Source organism: Pseudomonas sp. MNR3A (genome assembly GCF_009650575.1).
GTDB lineage: Bacteria > Pseudomonadota > Gammaproteobacteria > Pseudomonadales > Pseudomonadaceae > Aquipseudomonas > Aquipseudomonas machongensis.
On the sequence record NZ_VZZS01000042.1, the window covers coordinates 25,505 to 45,077 of the forward strand.

The window sequence follows — 19,573 nt, forward strand, 5'->3', positions numbered from 1 at the left end:
GGACGAGCCCGCTCCTACAGGAAACCGAGATGCCTTGGCGGCATCCATTGACCCTTGTCATAGCACTTCTCGGAATCTTGTCTAGGCTTAACGCTGGCGGTATCTGTCTACCGCCACCGTGAAGTCCAGAGGCGCCGGCAATGTCCCGTGCGTCCAAACCTGATCAGGAGTGCACGATGGACCTGAACCGTCGGCAATTCTTCAAGGTCGCCGCCGTCGGCCTTGGAGGCTCGAGCCTCGCGGCGTTGGGCATGGCCCCGACAGCCGCGTTCGCCGAGCAGGTGCGCCACTTCAAGCTGGCGCACACCAAAGAAACCCGCAACACCTGCCCCTACTGCTCGGTCGGCTGCGGCCTGATCCTGTACAGCCAGGGCGATGCGGGCAAGAACGTCAAACAGAACATCATCCACATCGAAGGCGACGCCGATCATCCGGTCAACCGCGGCACCCTGTGCCCCAAAGGTGCCGGGCTGCTCGACTTCATCCACAGCCCCAGCCGCCTGCAATACCCCGAGATGCGCAAGCCGGGCAGCCAGGAATGGGTGCGGGTCAGCTGGGACGAGGCGCTCGACCGCGTCGCCACGCTGATGAAGCAGGACCGCGATGCCAACTTCATCGAGAAGAACGCCCAGGGCCAGACGGTCAACCGCTGGCTGAGCACGGGCTTCCTCGCGGCGTCGGCAGCGTCCAGCGAAGCAGGCTACCTGACTCATAAAGTCATCCGTTCACTCGGCATGCTGGGGTTCGACAACCAGGCGCGTGTCTGACACGGCCCGACGGTGGCAAGTCTTGCCCCGACGTACGGCCGTGGCGCGATGACCAATCACTGGTCTGACATCGCCAACGCAAACCTGGTGCTGGTCATGGGCGGCAACGCAGCCGAGGCCCACCCCTGCGGGTTCAAATGGGTGACCGAGGCCAAGGCGCACAACAAGGCGCGCCTGATCGTGGTCGATCCGCGTTTCACCCGGACCGCTTCGGTGGCCGACTACTACGCGCCGATTCGCACCGGCAGCGACATCGCCTTCATGGGAGGGCTGATCAACTACCTGCTGACGACCGACCAGATCCAGCACGAATACGTGCGCAACTACACCGACGTGTCGTTCATCGTCAAAGAGAACTATGGCTTCGAAGACGGCCTGTTCAGTGGCTATGACGCGGCCAAGCGGATCTATGCCGACAAGTCCGGCTGGGGCTACGAGCTGGGCGAGGACGGCTTCGCCAAGGTCGACCCGACGCTGCAGCACCCGCGCTGCGTGTTCCAGTTGATGAAGCAGCACTACAGCCGCTACACGCCGGAAATCGCCAGCATGACCTGCGGCATGCCGCAGGACCAGATGATGAAGGTCTGGAAAGAGATCGCCACCTGCGCCGTGCCGGGCAAGACCATGACGATCCTCTACGCCCTGGGCTGGACCCAGCATTCGATCGGCGCGCAGATCATCCGCAGTGCGGCGATGGTCCAGCTGCTGCTGGGCAACGTCGGCATGCCCGGCGGTGGGGTCAACGCCCTGCGCGGGCATTCCAACATCCAGGGCCTGACCGACCTGGGGCTGCTGTCGAACTCGCTGCCGGGGTACCTGACGCTGGCCGGCGATGCCGAGCAGGACTACGCCGCGTTCATCGACAAGCGCGCCTCCAAGCCGCTGCGTCCGGGCCAGCTCTCGTATTGGCAGAACTATGGCAAGTTCCATGTCAGCCTGATGAAGGCCTGGTATGGCGCCAACGCCACCGCCGAGAACAACTGGGGCTATGACTGGCTGCCCAAGCTCGATGTGGCGGCCTACGACGTGCTGCGCATGTTCGAGATGATGAGCCAGGGCAAGGTCAACGGCTACATGTGCCAGGGTTTCAACCCGATCGCCGCGCTGCCGGACAAGAACCGCGTCACCGCAGCGCTGGGCAAGCTCAAGTGGCTGGTGATCATGGACCCGCTGGCCACCGAGACATCCGAGTTCTGGCGCAACGCCGGGCCGTACAACGATGTCGACACGGCCAATATCCAGACCGAGGTGATCCGCCTGCCCACCACCTGCTTTGCCGAGGAGGACGGCTCGTTGGTCAACAGCAGCCGCTGGCTGCAGTGGCACTGGAAGGGCGCTGACGGCCCCGGCGAGACGCGCACCGACGTGCAGATCATGAGCGAGCTGTTCCTGCGTCTGCGTGAGCGCTACAAGTCCGAAGGTGGCGCTTACCCCGACCCGATGCTCAACATCAGCTGGCCGTACAAGATCCCCGACGAGCCTTCCCCCGAAGAGCTCGCCAAGGAGATGAACGGCTGGGCGGTGAGCGACATGACCGACGCCAGTGGCCTGGCCATCAAGGGCGGCCAGCAGTTGTCGGGCTTCGGCCAGTTGAAAGATGACGGCAGCACAGCATCCGGCTGCTGGATCTTCGCCGGCTGCTGGACCGAGCAAGGCAACCAGATGGCCCGGCGCGACAACAGCGACCCTTACGGCATGCACCAGGTACAGAACTGGGCCTGGGCCTGGCCGGCCAACCGCCGCATCCTCTACAACCGCGCCTCCAGCGACCCGCAGGGCAACCCGTGGGACCCGCACAAGAAACGCCTGGTGTGGTGGAACGGCAAGGCCTGGGGCGGCACTGACGTGCCCGACTTCAAGGTCGACTCGCCGCCTGAAGCGGGGATGAATCCGTTCATCATGAACCCCGAAGGTGTGGCGCGCTTCTTCGCCATCGACAAGATGGCCGAGGGGCCGTTCCCCGAGCACTACGAGCCGTTCGAGACGCCGATCGGGATCAACCCGCTGCACCCGAACAACAAGAAGGCCACCAGTAACCCGGCAGGTCGGATCTTCGATTCGGTGTGGGACACCCTCGGCAAGCACGAGGAGTTCCCCTACGCAGCGACCACCTACCGGCTGACCGAGCACTTCCACTTCTGGAGCAAGCACTGCCGCCTTAACGCGATCATCCAGCCCGAGCAGTTCGTCGAGATCGGCGAAGTGCTGGCCGGCGAGAAGGGCATCAAGGCGGGGGATCGGGTGCGGGTGTCGAGCAAGCGTGGGCATATCGAGGCGGTGGCGGTGGTGACCAAGCGGATCCGTCCGCTGCAGGTCAATAACCAGACCGTGCACCAGATCGGCATCCCGCTGCACTGGGGCTTCACCGGTTCGACCCGGCATGGCTACCTGACCAACACCCTGGTGCCGTTCCTCGGTGATGGCAATACCCAGACGCCGGAGTCCAAGTCGTTCCTCGTCAACGTGGAGAAAATCTGATGGCCCAGCAAGATATCATCGCCCGCTCGGCCACCACGACCGTACCGCCTTCGGTACGCCAGCAGGAGCAGGTCGCCAAGCTGATCGACACCACCAAGTGCATCGGCTGCAAGGCCTGCCAGGTGGCGTGCTCGGAGTGGAACGAGCTGCGCGACGAGGTCGGCCACAACCACGGCACCTACGACAACCCGCAGGACCTCACCGCCGACACCTGGACCCTGATGCGCTTTACCGAGCACGAGCGCGACGACGGGAACCTGGAGTGGCTGATCCGCAAGGACGGCTGCATGCACTGCGCCGACCCTGGCTGCCTCAAGGCCTGCCCGAGCCCCGGCGCGATCATCAAGCACGCCAACGGCATCGTCGACTTCAACCAGGACCACTGCATCGGTTGCGGTTATTGCATCACCGGCTGCCCGTTCAACATCCCGCGAATCTCGCAGAAAGACCACAAGGCCTACAAGTGCAGCCTGTGTTCCGACCGCGTGGCCGTGGGCCTGGAGCCGGCCTGCGTGAAGACCTGCCCGACCGGGGCGATCGTCTTCGGCAGCAAGGACGAGATGAAGGTGCATGCCGACGAGCGCATCGTCGACCTCAAGTCGCGCGGCTACGAGAACGCTGGCCTGTACGACCCGGACGGTGTTGGTGGCACCCACGTGATGTACGTGTTGCACCACGCCGATACACCCAGGCTGTATGCAGGCCTGCCGGACCAGCCGGTGATCAGCCCACTGGTAGGGTTGTGGAAAGGCATCAGCAAACCGCTGGCGCTGCTGGCCATGGGCGCGGCGGTCCTGGCCGGGTTCTTCCACTATGTGCGGGTCGGGCCGCAGCGGGTCGAGGAGGACGAGCATCCCGCCCCGACCGATACCAGCGTGCACCAGGTGGATCCGGCAGTGCACGTCTATGACCCGGGCAAGTCCGGCGGGCAAGGGGAGCAGCGGCCATGAACGACAACAAGCCTATCCTGCGCTACAACGCCAACGAGCGGACCAACCACTGGATCGTCGCGATCCTGTTCTTCATGGCCGGGCTGTCGGGGCTGGCGCTGTTCCATCCGGCGCTGTTCTGGCTCAGCAACCTGTTCGGTGGCGGCCCCTGGACGCGCATCCTGCACCCCTTCCTCGGGGTGGCGATGTTCGTGTTCTTCCTGGGGCTGGTGATCCGCTTCTGGCGAGCCAACTTCATCACCGCCAACGACCGCCTGTGGCTGCGCCGTGTGGATCGGGTGATGCGCAACGAGGAAGAAGGCGTGCCGCCGATCGGCAAGTACAACGCCGGGCAGAAGCTGCTGTTCTGGACCTTGCTGGTGTGCATGCTGATCCTGCTGGTCAGTGGCGTGGTGATCTGGCGCGCCTGGTTCAGCCAGTACTTCGACATCGGCGCGATTCGCCTGGCCACCTTGCTGCACGCCCTGGCGGCGTTCGTGCTGGTGCTGAGCATCATCGTGCACATCTATGCCGGGATCTGGATCAAGGGCTCGGTCGGCGCCATGCTGCACGGCTGGGTCAGCCGCGCCTGGGCACGCAAACATCATGAGCTGTGGTACCGGGACGTGACCGGCGACAAGACGCCGCACAACCCCGGACGGAAAGAAGGATGAGCGCTTGAGCACGATTCTCGAACCCGGGCAGATCGAAGCGTCGGCGGTAATGCCGCCGTTTCTCCACCAGCCCGCCGACAACCTGTTCGAACTGCGCGCGGCGCGACTGGAGCAGCTTGCCCAGGGCCATGCCCTTGGCGACTACCTGAGGCTGGTTGCGCGCCTGTGCCGGGTGCAGCAGCAGTTGCTCGACAATCCACCCTCCGGCGTGCCGGTCGCCGAGCAGCGTCAGCGCCTGTGCATCAGCCACGGCCTGCCGCCACTGGCGGCCGACAGCCTGGTGCGGGAAGGGCCGTGGTTGGTCTGGCTGGAGGCGCTGCTGGATCGCTTCGAGGTACCGGAGCAGGGTGCCCTGGCGGATGCCCTGAAGGTTCTGCACAGCAGCGAAGAGAGCCAGCGTAAAGGTTGGGGTATCGCCTTGCTGAGCGGTCAGTACGATGCCGTGCCCGCGGCGCTGGTGCCTTTCATCGGCGCTGCGTTGCAGGCGGCCTGGGCCAGTTGGCGGCGGGGCTTGCCCAGCGATGAGCTCAAGCCCGGCAGCAGCCTCGCGCAGTGTCCGTGCTGCGGCTCGCCAGCGATAGCGGGCCTGGTGCGCAACCGCGGCAAGCACAACGGGCTGCGGTATCTGGCCTGTTCGCTGTGCGCCTGTGAGTGGCATGTGGTGCGGGTCAAGTGTGTGTACTGCGAGTCGAGCAAGGATTTGCGCTACTCCAGCCTGGAGGATGATCGTCACGCCCCGGGCAAGGCGCCGTTGCGCGCGGAGTGCTGCCCTGGTTGCAACACCTACCTCAAGCACTGCTACCTGGAAAATGACGCGATGGGCGAGGCGTTGGCCGATGACCTGGCCAGCCTGGCGCTGGATATCCGGTTGGACGAGGAGGGCTTTCATCGGCTGGCGCCGAACCTGATGTTGGCGCCTGGAGGAGGATGAGGGTCTACACTGCACACCGAGCCGCCCCTATCGCGGGGCAAGTCGCAGCGGCGAACCGCCGCTCCTGCAATGACCCCGCCACCTTTGCGGACGACGGGTAACCTGTAGGAGCGGGCTTGCCCGCGAAAGGGCCATTACAGACACCGGATCAACCAAGGTAGTACCGCATGTCGTCAAGCCTCGCCAATCAAGCGCCACGCCTGCCCTCCATCGACACCCTGCTACGCCACCCCGCCTGCCAGCCCTTGCTCGATCGCCATGGCCGCGACGCGACCCTGGCCAGCCTGCGTCAACTGCTCGACGACCTGCGCGAACCCGCTCGCCTTGGCCAGTTGAGTGCCGTCGAACTGGCTGCTGAAATCCTGCTCGGTCGCGCCGGCGAGCGCCTGGCGATCCACCAGCGCAGCCAGGTGCGAAGGGTCTTCAACCTCACTGGCACGGTGCTGCACACCAACCTCGGTCGTGCCTTGTTGCCGGAAGAGGCCGTACAGGCGATGCAGACCGCCGCCCGTTATCCGCTCAACCTCGAGTTCGACCTGGCCACCGGCAAGCGCGGTGACCGCGATGACCTGATCGAGGGCCTGATCCGCGAGCTGACCGGCGCCGAGGCAGTCACCGTGGTCAACAACAACGCCGCTGCCGTGCTGCTGGCGCTCAACAGCCTGGGTGCGCGCAAGGAAGGGATCATCTCCCGTGGCGAGCTGATCGAGATCGGCGGCGCCTTCCGCATCCCCGACATCATGGCCCGTGCCGGTGTGCGCCTGCACGAGATCGGCACCACCAACCGCACCCATGCCCGCGACTACGAGGCGGCGATCAATCCGCGCACCGGCCTGCTGATGCGCGTGCATTGCAGCAACTACAGCATCCAGGGCTTTACCACCCAGGTGCCGACCGCCGATCTTGCGCGCATCGCCCATCAACATGATCTGCCGCTGCTCGAAGACCTGGGCAGCGGCAGCCTGCTCGACCTCACCCGTTGGGGCCTGCCCGCCGAGCCGACGGTGCGTCAGGCATTGGCGGACGGCGCCGATATCGTCACCTTCAGCGGCGACAAACTGCTGGGTGGTCCGCAGGCGGGCATCATCGTCGGGCGCAAGGAGCTGATCGCCAGGATCAAGAAGAACCCGCTCAAGCGCGCGCTGCGTGTGGACAAGATCACCCTGGCGGCGCTCGAGGCGGTGCTGGCGCTGTACCGTGACCCCGACCGCCTGGCCGAACGCTTGCCCAGCCTGCGCCTGCTGACCCGGCCCCAGGACGAGATCGCAACCCAGGCGCAGCGCTTGGCGCCGGAACTGGCCGAGCGACTGGGCGAGCAGTGGACGGTCACGGTCGAGCCCGCATTGGGCATGATCGGCAGCGGCAGCCAGCCGGTGGCGCGGCTGCCCAGCGCAGCGTTGTGCCTGCGCCCACAGGTCTCGAAGAAGCTGCGTGGTCGCAGCCTGAGGGTGCTGGAGCGCGCACTGCGCGAGTTGCCGGTGCCGGTGCTCGGCCGCATCGATGACGATGCCCTGTGGCTCGACCTGCGTCAGCTGGATGACGAAATCCAGTGGCTGGCCCAGTTGCCGGCATTACAGCTGGGGCCGGTGCAGTGATCGTCGGCACCGCCGGGCATATCGATCACGGCAAGACTGCGCTGCTCCAGGCCCTGACCGGCCAGGCCGGCGACCAGCGCCAGGAAGAACGCACCCGGGGCATGACCATCGACCTCGGCTATCGCTATGCGGCGCTGGCCGAAGGCGAGCCGTTGACCGGTTTCATCGACGTCCCCGGTCACGAGCGTTTTATCCACAACATGCTCGCCGGCGCCCATGGTATCGACCTGGTGTTGCTGGTAGTGGCCGCTGATGACGGCGTTATGCCGCAGACCCGTGAACACCTGGCGATCATCGAGCTGCTGGGCATTCCCCGGGCGCTGGTGGCGATCAGCAAGTGCGACCGGGTCGAGGCACCGCGACTGCTGGAAGTCCAGCACGAGATCGAAGCGCTGCTGGCCCCCGGGCCTTACGCCGGGGCTCGGCAGTTCGTCTTGTCCAGCGTGACCGGTGAAGGCGTCGAAGTGCTGCGCCAGGCGTTGGTCGAGGCACGCACGCAGGTGCTGCGGCGCGGGAGCCAGGGAGGTTTTCGGCTGGCAATTGACCGTGCTTTCGCCGTTTCCGGTGCCGGTGTGGTGGTGACTGGCACCGCACTGGCCGGGCAGGTGAGCGCGGGCGACACCCTGTTGCTGGGCAAGGCTGGCAAAGCTGTGCGGGTGCGTGGCCTGCATGCACAGAACCAGGCCGCGCTGGTGGCCGAGGCCGGGCAGCGCGTGGCGCTGAACATCAGTGCCGAGCGCCTGGCCGTGGAGCAGGTGCACCGTGGCGATTGGCTGGTGCCCGAGTGGCTGCATGCGCCCAGTTCGCGTATCGATATCGAGTTGTCATTGTTGCCGGGCGAAACGCGCACCTTCGAGCATTTCAGCGCGGTGCATGTGCACCTCGGTACCCAGGACGTGACCGCGCGGGTGGCGCTGCTGGAGGGCGAGGCTCTGACGGCAGGCCAACGCATGTTCGCCCAGTTACTGCTCAACGCGCCGCTGCAGGCGGTGCATGGCGACCGCCTGGTGCTGCGCGACCAGCGTGCCCAGCGCACCCTCGGCGGTGGTCGGGTGCTTGATCCTTTCGCCCCCAGCAGGCAGCGCCGCAGCGAGTCGCGCTTGCGCCAACTGCAGGTACTGCGCGATGCCTGCGATCTGGAGCAGGCCCTGCCGGCCCTTCTGGCGGCGGCTCCCGCCGGGCTCGACCCGCAGCGCCTGGAGCGACAGTTCAACCGTCTGCGTGACAGTTGGCGATTGCCCGATGACGTCCAGGTGATTGCCACCCGCCAGGGGCCGTTGCTGTTCGATCGTCAGCAATGGCAGGCGCTCAGGCATGAAGTGCTCGAGCAACTGGCGCGGTTCCACGAGCAGGAGCCCGACCAGCTTGGCCCCGACCGCGACCGCCTGCGCCGCTTCTGCGCCTTGCCGCTGGAGCGTGCCGCCTTTGTCAGCCTGCTTGACGAGTTGCTCGGTGAGGGCGCAGTCGCCAGCAGCGGCCCGTGGTTGCACCTGCCGGATCACAAGGTGCAGTTGAGTGACGCCGATACTGCGCTCTGGGAGCGTCTGCAACCGCGTTTGCTGGACGGCGCGTTCGATCCGCCCTGGGTCAGGACCTTGGCTGCAGCCGAGCAGGTGGAGGAAGCCCACGTGCGCCTGCTGATGCGCAAGCTGGCGCGGCTGGGAGTGCTGCACCAGGTGGTGCGCGATCTGTTCTACCCGCAGGAGACGATCCAGCGCATGGCCGAGATGTTGTTGCGGCAGACACAGGACACGCCGGTAGTGCAGGTGGCGGCGTTTCGCGATATGTTGGGCATCGGTCGCAAGCGCAGCGTGCAGATTCTCGAGTACTTCGACCGGCTTGGCCTGACCCGCAGGGTTGCCGAGCAACGTCACATCCGCGCCGATAGCGCGCTGGCCCGGCAGCAGGCCAGGCCCTGAGTTCAAGGAAGGCAATCGCGCCCGGTGGCGCGGCCGGGCTTCAAACCCGGTTGGGGACGGCAGCCGTTCCCGGGCAGGTTCGACTCCCGCTGCCTTCCGCCATTTTCGCCAGGCCCATTCGCGGGCAAGCCCGCTCCCACAGGTACAGCACAATTCTCAAGAACTGTGGAAATCCCTGTGGGAGCGGGCTTGCCCGCGAAGAGGCCATGACAGGCTGAAACCTAAGCCCGCTCCCCACACAGGTCCAATGCAAACCACCGCTCTGCGGCCTCCACATCCAACCCAGCCCCCAGCAGCGCGAACATCTTGCCCAGCGCCGCTTCGCGAGTCATCCCGCCACCACTGACCAGCCCGGTATCGCGCAGCTTGCTGCCGGCGGCATAGGTGTCGAACACCACCGCGCCTTCGGGGCACTGGCTGATCGCGACGATCATCACCCCGCGTTGACGCGCATCGTGCAGCGCGTCGAGCAGTGCCTGGTCATCGGACGGGCCGGTACCGCTGCCATAGCACTCCAGCAGCAAGCCCTGGACCCCCGCGTCGAACAGCCCGCGCAGGTAATCTGCACGCAGCCCCGGGAACACCGGCAGCACCGCCAGCTTCACCGCTTGGCGCACCTGGCGGTAGTCCAGGCTGGCAGGGATCTGCGCAGCGCGCTCGCCTTCGCGGTGGCGTTCCATCACGGTGAACGCATCGAAGGCTTCGCTGCGCAGTTTCGAGGCGCGGCAGCCGTGCAGCAACCGGCCGTGGAAGTAAAGCTGCACGCCGTTGCCCAGGCCCTGCTCGAACTGACGCAACGCGCCGACCAGGTTGTCCCAGGCGTCGCTGTCTGGCGCACCGGCCGGCAGCATGGAGCCGGTAAGCAGGACCGGCACCTGCAGGCCGAGCAGCAGGAACGACAACGTTGCCGCGCTGTAGGCCAGGGTGTCTGTGCCATGTAGTACCAGCACGCCGTCATGGCCGTCATGCTCGACCGCCTCGACGATGGCATCACGCATCGCCAGCCAATTGGCCTGCTGCATGTTGGCGCTGTCGATCAGCGGGTTGAGCTCGCGCAAGGTCCATTGCAGTGTCGGCGCGTCATTGCGCTGTGCCAGGTGGTCACGCATACGTGCATCGAAGCCACCCGCCGGCGCCAGGCCCGCGGGGGTCTGCAGCATGCCGATGGTGCCACCTGTGTAGAGAACGAGGAGATTCTTGACTGCACCCATGGAAGGATTCCGAAGCGAGGAGCGAAGGAAAGCCGACCGCCCACGAGCGGGGCGGCCGGGCAGGGCAGGGTATCAGCGCTGGTGCTGAAGTTCGCCAGGAGCTTTGTCAGTGGCTGTTTCAGCCTGAGGATTGGCTGGCCAGGCGGCACGGTCCAGGTCCAGGTCGGCAAATTTGCTGGAGTCGAACACCGGCTGCTTGATGCCGGCCTTGCGCTGTGCGTCGTAGTCGCGCATCACGCGCAGGCCGACCTTGAACAGCAGGGCCAGGGCGACCAGGTTGACGAAGGCCAGGCAGGTCATGGTGATGTCGGCGAAGGCGAACACGGTCGACAGGTCTTGCATCGAACCCCACACCACCAGCGCCAGCACCAGGCCGCGGAAGGCCATCAGCACGACACGGTTGCGGCTCAGGAACTGCAGGCTGTTCTCGCCCAGGTAGTAGTTGTAGAGGATGCAGGTGAAGACGAACAGCGACAGCGCGACGCTGACGAAGATGCGGCCCCAGTCACCGACCACGGCGGCCAGCGAGTTCTGGGTCAGGACGATACCGTCGCCTTCGAAGCCTGGGGTGTAGAAGCCCGACAGCAGGATCAGCAGCGCGGTGCAGGTGCAGATTACGAAGGTGTCGAGGAACACGCTGAAGGCCTGCACCACGCCCTGGGCGCCCGGGTGCTTCACCGCCGCCACGGCTGCGACGTTCGGGGCACTGCCCAGGCCCGCTTCGTTGGCGAACACGCCGCGTTTCACGCCCATGACGATGGCGCTGCCCAGCAGGCCGGCAAAGGCCGGGTCGAGGCCGAAGGCGCTCTTGAAGATGGTTTCCAGCATGGCAGGCACGTGTTCGATCTGGGTGCCGATCACGTACAGGGTCACGCCGATGTAGGCCAGGGTCTTGATCGGCACCAGCAGGTCCGACACCGCGGCGATGCGCTTGATGCCGCCGATGAAGGTGATGGCCAGCAGCACTGCCAGGACGATACCGGTGTGGCGTGGGTCGAAGGCAAAGGCGTTCTGCAGCGAATGGGTCACGGTGTACGACTGCAGGCCGATGAAGGCGAAGCCGTAGGTGACCAGCAGCAGGATCGAGAACACGATCGCCATGCTCTTGAGCTTCAGGCCGTGCTGAATGTAATAGGCCGGGCCGCCGCGGTACAGGCCGTCGCCGTCGGCGCGCTTGTAGACCTGGGCCAGGGTACATTCGAAGAAGCTGCTGGACATGCCCACCAGTGCGGTGACCCACATCCAGAACACTGCGCCTGGGCCGCCCAGGGTCACGGCGATGCCGACACCGGCAATGTTACCTGCACCGACGCGGCCGGCGAGGCTCAGCATCAGGGCCTGGAACGAGCTCAGTTGGCCAGCCTGGCCGCGCAGGGACTCCTTGAACACGCCGAACATGTGGCCGAAGTGGCGGAACTGGACGAACCGGGAACGAATGGTGAAGTAGCTACCGAGCCCGACGATCAGGACGATGAGCAGTTTTCCTGAAAGGAAATCGTTAAGTGCTTCGAGCATTGGAAAATGACCTCGATTCTTATTCTTCGTGTGGAGTGACCAGCGGCGACAGAGACGCGCGCTATCGTTGGCGCGCATGGTTGGTCATGACACCTGTGGTTACAATTTCGCGGGTTGCTCTGTTTTGGTGCGACTTGATGCTAGACTTGCACCACTCGCATCACCTGGAACGCCGTTCATGGCCGATTTTCTAGCCGCCAATCTCAAACTCGCCTGCAGTCACTACCGCTCTATTTCAGAGGTTTGCCGACAGCTGTCGATAAATCGCGCGCAATTCAACAAGTACCTGAGCGGGCAGAGCCAGCCGACGACCTACAACCTCAAGCGCATCGGCGATTTCTTCGGGGTCGAGGATTACGAGCTGAACCTGCCGCCGGAACAGTTCGCCCGGCTGATCGGTGCGCGCAACCCTTCGGTGTCGTCAGGCCCGCAGGACGACCCGATCAGCGAGCTGTTCAAGCCCTTGCATGCCCAGGCCGGCAACCTGTCGCGCTATTGCGGCTACTACTTCGAATATTCCAACTGCATGTCGGTACCGGGCTCGATCCTGGTGTCGCTGGTGCACCTGTGGGAAGAGCGCGGCAGCTTCCTGTTCGAGCGCCAGGAACGCCAGGAGCGCAGCAGTGCCGGCAGCCAGCATGCGGAGGTGCGTTGCCGCTACCTGGGCGCAGCGTTCCAGTTGCAGGATCGGGTGTTCCTGATCGACTACGAGTCGCTGACCCTCAACGAGATGAGCCAGACCGTGCTCATTCCCAGCTTCAAGAGCCGTATCACCCGCCTCAACGGGCTCAAGACCGGGGTCTCCAGCGGCGACCGGCGCAACCCTGCCTGCACCCGCGTGGTGTGGGAGTTTCTTGGTGAAGAGATCAACCGTATCAATGCCTATCGCCAGGTGAAGCTCTATCGCCCGGACGACCCGCGCATCGACGACGACATTCGCGACCGGCTCGGTGCCGGCGCGATCAGCAATGGGTTGTTCGAGATCGAATAGGGATTTCGGCTCTACACCGCGGCGTCTGCTTTGCAGGCAAGTCGCAGCGCCGAACCGGTCACCCTTGGTCGAGAATGAACGCCGCCACCGTATCCGCCACCTGATCGGCAATCTCCGGTGCATCGCGCAGGTGTGCGGCGATGCCGTGGTCGCAGTCGGTCAGCAACAGGCACTCCACATGGGGCGCCGGCACCGAGCGCAGCAGCGCATGGGTGACTTCCTCCGGTATCGGGCTGTAGCGCTGCACACCGCGCAGCATTCGGGTACCGGCGCTGGTGCCGGGGCCTTGGCCGTGGGTCTGGGAGTTGAGGCCGTCGTACTCGCCGATCACCAGCAGTACCCGCCCCTGGAACTGGCGCAGGAAGGCGTAGCTGTCGCAGTCGAGAAAGGCGTAGGGCTTGCGGATCGCCGCGCTGAAGGCCGGCCCGAATGGCGCGTCGTGGGCGTCATCGGGGTAGACCGCCGGGCAGATCAGCACCAGCTTGTCGATGTCTGGCAGTTGCGCCGCAAGCTTGAGGGCAATGGCGCCACCCAGGCTGTGGCCGACCAGGGTACGGCAGCGTTCGGCGATATGCCGGTGGAAGCGCCGGGCCTCCTGCAGGTTGATCGCCAGGGTCGGTGCGCTGGCGCCGGGTTCGCTCGCCTGGCTGTGGCCGGACAGGTTGCCGGTCAGCGAGCCGATGCCCTGGCGTTGCAGGCGATAGAGCAGCGGGTTGAGGCGGGTGAAGTCGGAGCGTGCGCCGCCGACCACGAACAGTGGCGGAGCGCGCTCGCTGTCCGGCAAAAGCAGGCGTGCCTGCTGTTGATAACCGTCGAATGCTTCGTCGATGAAGCCTTCGGTGCCTGGGGCAGGTTCGTCGTACTGCCAGGTGCTGCGTTGCTCGGAGGTGTTCGCGAAGTCCATGGCGCTCCCTAGAGGAACTGATGTTGCAGCCATTCACCGAGCGGGTTGCCTGCGCCAAGCAGCAGCTTGAGGGCCATGATGCAGCACACGCAGACCAGCAACGGCTTGATCAGCCTGGGTCCGAAATGCACCGCGCAGCGTGCGCCGAGTTGCGCACCGATGAACGCGGCACAGGCCATCGCCAGGGCCAGGGGCCAGATGATCGCCCCGCTCAGCGAGAATACCGAGAGGGCGCCCAGGTTGCACGCGGTGTTGAGCAGCTTGCTGTTGCACACGGCGCGCAGCAGGTGCTGGCCGAGCAAAATTACGCAGGCGAGCATGAAGAACGAACCCACCCCGGGACCGAACACGCCGTCATAGAAGCCGATCAGCGGGGCGGCGGTCAGGCAGAACACGGCGTTGGAGATCTTCGCCTTGCGCTCGTGCTCGTCGGGCTTGGGGCTGAAAGCGAAGTAGGCCGCGACCAGGATCAGCAGCACCGGCACGCAGGCCTGCAAGAACGTCTTGGGCACCAAACTCACCGACAGCGCACCGAGGGCGCCGCCGGCGAAGGCCATGGCGGCCATGGGCAGGCCGCGTTGCCAGTCGATCATGCCCTTGCGGGCGAAGGCGACGGTGGCCGACACCGTCGCCGAGGCCGCCTGGAACTTGTTGGTGGCGATGGCCGCCAACGGGTCGATGCCGGCGACGAACAGTACCGGCAGGGTGATCAGCCCGCCGCCACCCGCGATGGCGTCGAAGAAGCCGGCCATCAGCGCCACCGACGCGAGGGTCAGCAGCAGGGAGACATCGATTTCCATCATTACCGCACGTTCCTTTTATTCAGCCGCGCACCAGCAGCGGATCCGGAGTGATCACCCGAGGTTGGGCGAAGGGGGAGTAGCCGAACAGCCGCACCAGCAGGCGACGGTTGTCCTGGACGATGTCGCGACCATGCAGGGCGCGGTTGTTGTTGATCACCAGGGCGGTGTCCGGTTGCAGCACGAAGGGCCGTGGCCGCGTCTCGGCGACCCGCTGCTGGAAAGCGTCGAAGGCCTGGGCGGCGAGGTCGCTGGCCTGGTCGTTGAGCGAGAACCGGTACGAGTTGTAGCGCAGGGCAAAGCCGCCATTGGCGTCGAACTGCAGCATCGCGGTGGCCTGCTCCGGTTCACCGCTGCCAGCGACGAAACAGTCGCTGCGGGTGAAGTCGAACGACGCTGAGGTCAGCGCCAGCGCGTGCAGGCTGCCCAAGCCTTCTATGACCTCGCGCATGGGAATGACGTGGGTCGGCTCGTTCGCCGGGTTCCAGCGCGCGGTGAGGATCAGCGCAGAGGGTGCCGGGGAATGGTCATCGCGAGCGATCACCGAGCAGTTGTATGGAGCTTCGGTGTGTGGGCCCAGGCGCAGGCCGGCGTGGGAACTGAGTTCCACGCGGGTGTCGCGGGATTCCTGCGGACGCGGCTGGCTGCCGCCGCCCTTGAAGTTGCCGACCAGACGCACCTGCTTGCCTTCGTTGTCGATATCGAAGGCGAACGCCCGGTAGCGCACCAGCTCCAGCAGGATCTGGTTGCGTGAGGCCAGGTAGATGCAGCGGGGATCGTGCTCCAGGCCCTGCAGCTCAGGCAGGTCTTCGGGGATGGGATCGTGCTCCGGGCAGCTCATGCCGCGGTACATCAGTGCAGACAGCGTGCCGTCGGCGAAGCGCCGCAGTGTCGCTTGTTGCTGGGCATCGAGCGATCTTGTCAGCGCTTCGGCGCATTGCCGTGCTTTGCCGGCCGCCCCGAAGACTTCCGGGCCGCCGAGTCGGGCGAGGGATTGGCTGGCGACGAACAGCGCATCGGCTTGATCCTGGGTAAATTCCAGGTACGCGACTTCGGAATCCTGCATGGGAAACCTTCCTTGTTATTGTTGTGTTGGCGTTCCGTGCCGGCCGACAGCTGGAGTGAGTTGACCTGACTGGGGAGACTCCAGACGGTAATGGCCAACTGCCGCGCAGTATCGGGTAGTTTCCGAAGGTGCAAAAGAGGGGTTGGAAAATTTCACGGCCGTGAAACGATGTGAAGATCGAAGCCGGCGCGTCATGGTGGTGCTCCTGGTTATCGGGTGCGCATACGGGGCTGCCATGCCCGGTCTCTGCTATTAGTTCAAGGTTTTCGTCCGGCGTGGTGCAAGACCGGTTTTATGTGAGCGACAGAGAAAGCTTCGATGCCTGTTGGAAACTTCCTACGTGCAGACGAGGAAGCCCCTAGGGTTGGACTTCCCCTGGCGGAAACCGCAAAATGGCCCCTTTCCCTAATCGATCTGAGCGGACCTGCTGACTCTATGCGTATGCGCCTGATGCTGTTGGGTGGTGGCAATGCCCTCGGGCAAGCGCTGATTCGTCTCGGGGCCGAGGAAGACATCGCGTTTCTGGCACCGCGCCCGCCCGACGAGGGCTGGGATCCGGCCAGCCTCACCCAGTTGCTCGACGATCACCGCCCCGATGCCCTGGTCAACCTGGCCTATTACTTCGACTGGTTCCAGGCCGAGTCGGTCAGCGAACAGCGCCTGGCCCTTCAGGAACGTGCCGTGGAGCGTCTGGCCGAATTGTGCCAGCACCACGAGATCACGCTGGTCCAGCCTTCCAGCTATCGCGTGTTCGACGGCTCGCGCGCCACCTCCTACAGCGAGAAGGACGAACCGGTGCCGCTGGGCCTGCGTGGCCAGGCGCTGTGGCGCATCGAGCAGAGCGTGCGTGCGGCCTGTCCGCAGCATGTGCTGCTGCGTTTCGGTTGGGTGCTGGACGAAAGCATCGACGGCGCACTCGGGCGCTTCCTGACGCGCGCCGAGCAACCGCAGGAGCTGCTGCTGGCCGATGACCGCCGCGGCAACCCGACGCCGGTCGACGATGCCGCCCGGGTGATCCTCTCGGTGATCAAGCAACTGGACTGCGATGCGCCGCTGTGGGGCACCTACCATTACGCCGGCAACGAGGCGACCACACCGCTGGCGCTGGGACAAGCTATCCTTTCCGAGGCAGCGCAGTGGCACAAGCTGGCCGTGCAGGCCCCCACCGCACAGGCCCACGCCGCGCGCCCGGATGCCAGCGAGGAGCCGCAGCATGCGGTGCTGGCCTGCAAGAAGATCCTTCATACCTTCGGCATCAAGCCCCGCGCCTGGCGCGCCGGCTTGCCGCCCCTACTGGACCGTTTCTATCGTCATGGCTGATGCCCCCATCCTCATTACCGGCGGAGCTGGTTTCATCGGCTCCCACCTGTGCGATGCGCTGCTGGACAAAGGCTATGCGGTGCGCATTCTCGATGACCTGTCCACCGGCAAGCGCAGCAACCTGCAGATCGATCATCCACGCCTGCAACTGATCGAAGGTGATGTTGCCGACACTGCACTGGTTACCCGTGCAGCCGCCGGTTGCGCGGCGGTGGTCCACCTCGCTGCAGTCGCGTCGGTGCAGGCGTCGGTGGACGACCCGGTCAAGACCCACCAGAGCAACTTCATCGGCACTCTCAATGTCTGCGAGGCGATGCGCATCAATGGTGTGCGCCGGGTGTTGTTCGCCTCGAGCGCGGCGGTCTACGGCAACAATGGCGAAGGCCAGTCGATCACCGAGGACACGCCCAAGGCGCCACTGACGCCTTACGCCGTGGACAAGCTGGCTGGCGAGCAGTACCTGGACTTCTACCGCCGCCAACATGGGCTGGAGCCTGTGGTGTTCCGCTTCTTCAATATCTTCGGGCCGCGCCAGGATCCCTCGTCGCCGTACTCGGGGGTGATCAGCATCTTCTGCGAGCGTGCGACCAAGGGCTTGCCGATCACCGTGTTCGGCGATGGCGAGCAGACCCGCGACTTCCTCTATGTCGGCGACCTGGTGCAGGTGATGGTGCAGGCGCTGGAGCAGCCGCAGGTGGAAGAGGGCGCTGTGAACATCGGCTTGAACCAGGCGACTTCGCTGAATCACTTGCTTGCGGCATTGCAGCAGGTGGTTGGCAGCTTGCCGGCGATCAGCCATGGCCCGGCGCGCGCGGGTGATATCCGCCACTCGCGGGCGGACAACCACCGACTGTTGGCGCGTTTTGATTTTCCCCAGGCGACCCCGATCGCCGAGGGGCTGGCGCGCTTGTTGGGCAAAGACTGACAAACACGTTGGCCTTCCAGGTACTCCACTGATCTCCAGGACAGTGGAGTACCGCGAACAAGCCCTGACAGGCCAGAACACCTTCAAACCCGCCGACAGTCCTCCGGCCCCAGCACCCGCCCATCCCGCGCCCGTACTTCCAGCTTCGCCACAGGTTCGCCCTTGGCATTGTCCAGCAGCACCGAACGCGCCTCGCCCGCCTCGAACTGAAACCGCTCCCCCCACTGACGCAGGCCCACCATGATCGGAAACACCGAGCGGCCTTTTTCTGTCAGCACATATTCCTTGTACGCACTGCCATCCGACGCCGGCTGCAGCTCCATGAGCCCTGTTTCCACCAGCAGCTTCAGGCGCGTGGCGAGGATGTTCTTCGCCAGCCCCAGGTTCTTCTGGAACTCGCTGAAGCGGCGCAGCCCATCGAACGCGTCGCGCAGGATCATCAGTGCCCAGCGGTCGCCCAGCACTTCGAGTGCCCGGGCCACGGGGCATCGGCTGTTGTTTTCGTCGAGCATCGATCATTCCGGATGAGCCAGTTTGGTTGCAGATTAAAACCAGGTTTGCTAGAAATCCAGCGTGTGGTTTTGTTTTGAAACCAGATTGCCAGGAGTCTGCATGTCATCCGCCCACGATGCATCTTCGTTTCAACTCACTCGCGGCCTGACCCTGTTGCTGGCCGCAGCCTGCGCACTGGCGGTGGCCACGGTGTACTGCGCCCAGCCCCTGCTGGAGTCCATGGCCCAGAGCCTGGGCGTGCCGAGTCGTCAGGTCGGCTGGGTGGTCGGCGCAACCCAGGCAGGCTACGCATTGGGATTGCTGCTGATCGTGCCGCTAGGGGACCTGCTCGACCGCAAGCGCTTGATCCTCGCGCAGTTGCTGCTGTCGGCACTGGCGCTGGTCGCGGTCGGCCTGGCCCAGCATTGGGCGGCGCTGTTGGCGGCCATGGGCATGGTCGGGCTGATGGCCGTGGTGACGCAGCTGATGGTCGCCCAGGCGGCCACTCTGGCGACACCGGCGCAGCAGGGGCAGGCGGTGGGGACGGTTACCAGCGGCATCGTGCTGGGGATTTTGCTGGCGCGGCTGATGGCGGGAGTCGTGGCTGATCTGGCTGGCTGGCGAGGGGTTTATTTCGCTGCTGCCGGGTTGGAGCTGCTGATGGTCGTGCTGCTCAGCTGGCGTATGCCCGCTGCACGACCTCTGGGGCAGCGCCAACAGTACCGGGCGTTGTTGCGCTCCATGGCGGTGCTGCTGCGCGATGATCGCCTGCTGCGCCAGCGGGGTGTGTTCGCATTGCTGATCTTCGCCGCGTTCAGCGTGCTGTGGAGCAGCATGGTGCTGCCGTTGAGTGCGCTGCAGTTGACCCACACCCAGATCGGTCTGTTCGGCCTGGCCGGTGTCGCCGGAGCCCTTGCCGCATCGCGTGCCGGGCGCCTGGCTGATCGCGGCCTGGGGCAGCGCACCACAGGGCTGGCGCTGGGGCTGCTGACACTGTCGTGGCTGCCGAGCCTGTTCGTCGGGCAGTCGCTGCTGGCGCTGGTAGCCGGTGTGGTG

16 protein-coding genes and 1 tRNA gene are annotated in these 19,573 nt (G+C 65.2%); 11 read left to right on the forward strand and 6 right to left on the reverse strand.

The annotated features are described in order from the left end of the window. Positions 1-176 precede the first annotated feature (176 nt). The 7 genes from fdnG (at position 177) to F6X62_RS24750 (ending at position 9,395) form a co-directional block, all read left to right on the forward strand. Positions 177-3,245, forward strand: a complete 3,069-nt coding sequence (fdnG, locus tag F6X62_RS24720) for a formate dehydrogenase-N subunit alpha (protein ID WP_153774983.1) — start codon at positions 177-179, stop codon at positions 3,243-3,245. Further along, the gene (gene fdxH, locus F6X62_RS24725) at positions 3,245-4,195 is read left to right on the forward strand and encodes a formate dehydrogenase subunit beta (RefSeq protein WP_153774984.1); all 951 of its coding nucleotides are present in this window, start codon (positions 3,245-3,247) and stop codon (positions 4,193-4,195) included. Before fdnG ends, fdxH begins: the two co-directional genes overlap by 1 nt. After that, positions 4,192-4,848, forward strand: a complete 657-nt coding sequence (locus tag F6X62_RS24730; RefSeq protein ID WP_054893574.1) for a formate dehydrogenase subunit gamma — start codon at positions 4,192-4,194, stop codon at positions 4,846-4,848. The genes fdxH and F6X62_RS24730 overlap by 4 nt, the downstream gene beginning before the upstream one ends. Positions 4,849-4,852: 4 nt before the next feature. Further along, complete coding sequence (gene fdhE / locus F6X62_RS24735) at positions 4,853-5,779, forward strand: formate dehydrogenase accessory protein FdhE (RefSeq protein ID WP_153774985.1); 927 nt, start codon at positions 4,853-4,855, stop codon at positions 5,777-5,779. A 167-nt stretch (positions 5,780-5,946) separates the two neighbouring features. Then, positions 5,947-7,374: an L-seryl-tRNA(Sec) selenium transferase gene (gene selA / locus F6X62_RS24740; RefSeq protein WP_153774986.1), complete on the forward strand. Its 1,428-nt coding sequence runs from the start codon at positions 5,947-5,949 to the stop codon at positions 7,372-7,374. Then, on the forward strand, positions 7,371-9,293 hold the full coding sequence (gene selB, locus F6X62_RS24745) for a selenocysteine-specific translation elongation factor (RefSeq protein WP_153774994.1): 1,923 nt from the start codon (positions 7,371-7,373) through the stop codon (positions 9,291-9,293). Before selA ends, selB begins: the two co-directional genes overlap by 4 nt. A gap of 6 nt (positions 9,294-9,299) precedes the next feature. Continuing rightward, positions 9,300-9,395: transfer RNA gene (locus F6X62_RS24750), tRNA-Sec, on the forward strand. A 119-nt stretch (positions 9,396-9,514) separates the two neighbouring features. Here F6X62_RS24750 and F6X62_RS24755 read toward each other — a convergent pair. Together F6X62_RS24755 and F6X62_RS24760 are read right to left on the reverse strand one after the other, a co-directional pair. Continuing rightward, the gene (locus tag F6X62_RS24755) at positions 9,515-10,504 is read right to left on the reverse strand and encodes an asparaginase (protein ID WP_153774987.1); all 990 of its coding nucleotides are present in this window, start codon (positions 10,502-10,504) and stop codon (positions 9,515-9,517) included. Positions 10,505-10,576: 72 nt separating this feature from the next. Continuing rightward, positions 10,577-12,019: a sodium:alanine symporter family protein gene (locus F6X62_RS24760; RefSeq protein ID WP_153774988.1), complete on the reverse strand. Its 1,443-nt coding sequence runs from the start codon at positions 12,017-12,019 to the stop codon at positions 10,577-10,579. Between the two features lie 178 nt (positions 12,020-12,197). On the opposite strand from F6X62_RS24760, the gene F6X62_RS24765 reads away from it, so the two are divergent. Further along, entirely contained in the window at positions 12,198-13,010 is an 813-nt protein-coding gene (locus F6X62_RS24765; RefSeq protein ID WP_054893579.1) for a helix-turn-helix transcriptional regulator, read from the forward strand. Between the two features lie 58 nt (positions 13,011-13,068). Here the strand turns inward: F6X62_RS24765 and F6X62_RS24770 are convergent, their stop codons facing one another. From F6X62_RS24770 to F6X62_RS24780, 3 genes are read right to left on the reverse strand one after another with little or no spacing between them, the layout of a single operon-like run. Then, positions 13,069-13,914 carry an alpha/beta hydrolase gene (locus tag F6X62_RS24770; protein ID WP_153774989.1) on the reverse strand — a complete coding sequence of 282 codons (846 nt, stop codon included), beginning with the start codon at positions 13,912-13,914 and terminating at the stop codon, positions 13,069-13,071. A gap of 8 nt (positions 13,915-13,922) precedes the next feature. Continuing rightward, entirely contained in the window at positions 13,923-14,717 is a 795-nt protein-coding gene (locus tag F6X62_RS24775) for a TSUP family transporter (RefSeq protein ID WP_153774990.1), read from the reverse strand. A 19-nt stretch (positions 14,718-14,736) separates the two neighbouring features. After that, complete coding sequence (locus F6X62_RS24780; RefSeq protein ID WP_153774991.1) at positions 14,737-15,780, reverse strand: hypothetical protein; 1,044 nt, start codon at positions 15,778-15,780, stop codon at positions 14,737-14,739. A 435-nt stretch (positions 15,781-16,215) separates the two neighbouring features. Here F6X62_RS24780 and F6X62_RS24785 point away from each other — a divergent pair, with 435 nt between their 5' ends. Together F6X62_RS24785 and F6X62_RS24790 are read left to right on the forward strand one after the other, a co-directional pair. After that, a complete protein-coding gene (locus F6X62_RS24785) occupies positions 16,216-17,100 on the forward strand; it encodes a sugar nucleotide-binding protein (protein ID WP_054893583.1) in 885 nt (294 codons plus the stop codon). After that, entirely contained in the window at positions 17,093-18,025 is a 933-nt protein-coding gene (locus F6X62_RS24790) for an NAD-dependent epimerase/dehydratase family protein (protein ID WP_151926341.1), read from the forward strand. The genes F6X62_RS24785 and F6X62_RS24790 overlap by 8 nt, the downstream gene beginning before the upstream one ends. An 83-nt stretch (positions 18,026-18,108) precedes the next feature. Here the strand turns inward: F6X62_RS24790 and F6X62_RS24795 are convergent, their stop codons facing one another. Beyond that, on the reverse strand, positions 18,109-18,537 hold the full coding sequence (locus tag F6X62_RS24795) for a helix-turn-helix domain-containing protein (RefSeq protein WP_153774992.1): 429 nt from the start codon (positions 18,535-18,537) through the stop codon (positions 18,109-18,111). 100 nt (positions 18,538-18,637) lie between these two features. Here F6X62_RS24795 and F6X62_RS24800 point away from each other — a divergent pair. Then, the coding region (locus F6X62_RS24800) for an MFS transporter (RefSeq protein WP_153774993.1) at positions 18,638-19,573 on the forward strand (936 nt) is incomplete at its 3' end.

What these genes read in the sequence shown, in the direction of transcription:
- F6X62_RS24755 (WP_153774987.1), bottom strand. Translation starts at nt 10,504, where the DNA reads ATGGGTGCAGTCAAGAATCTCCTCGTTCTCTACACAGGTGGCACCATC.
- selA (WP_153774986.1), top strand. Translation starts at nt 5,947, where the DNA reads ATGTCGTCAAGCCTCGCCAATCAAGCGCCACGCCTGCCCTCCATCGAC.
- fdxH (WP_153774984.1), top strand. Translation starts at nt 3,245, where the DNA reads ATGGCCCAGCAAGATATCATCGCCCGCTCGGCCACCACGACCGTACCG.
- F6X62_RS24795 (WP_153774992.1), bottom strand. Translation starts at nt 18,537, where the DNA reads ATGCTCGACGAAAACAACAGCCGATGCCCCGTGGCCCGGGCACTCGAA.
- F6X62_RS24780 (WP_153774991.1), bottom strand. Translation starts at nt 15,780, where the DNA reads ATGCAGGATTCCGAAGTCGCGTACCTGGAATTTACCCAGGATCAAGCC.
- F6X62_RS24730 (WP_054893574.1), top strand. Translation starts at nt 4,192, where the DNA reads ATGAACGACAACAAGCCTATCCTGCGCTACAACGCCAACGAGCGGACC.
- F6X62_RS24775 (WP_153774990.1), bottom strand. Translation starts at nt 14,717, where the DNA reads ATGATGGAAATCGATGTCTCCCTGCTGCTGACCCTCGCGTCGGTGGCG.
- F6X62_RS24790 (WP_151926341.1), top strand. Translation starts at nt 17,093, where the DNA reads ATGGCTGATGCCCCCATCCTCATTACCGGCGGAGCTGGTTTCATCGGC.
- F6X62_RS24765 (WP_054893579.1), top strand. Translation starts at nt 12,198, where the DNA reads ATGGCCGATTTTCTAGCCGCCAATCTCAAACTCGCCTGCAGTCACTAC.
- F6X62_RS24785 (WP_054893583.1), top strand. Translation starts at nt 16,216, where the DNA reads ATGCGTATGCGCCTGATGCTGTTGGGTGGTGGCAATGCCCTCGGGCAA.
- F6X62_RS24770 (WP_153774989.1), bottom strand. Translation starts at nt 13,914, where the DNA reads ATGGACTTCGCGAACACCTCCGAGCAACGCAGCACCTGGCAGTACGAC.
- F6X62_RS24760 (WP_153774988.1), bottom strand. Translation starts at nt 12,019, where the DNA reads ATGCTCGAAGCACTTAACGATTTCCTTTCAGGAAAACTGCTCATCGTC.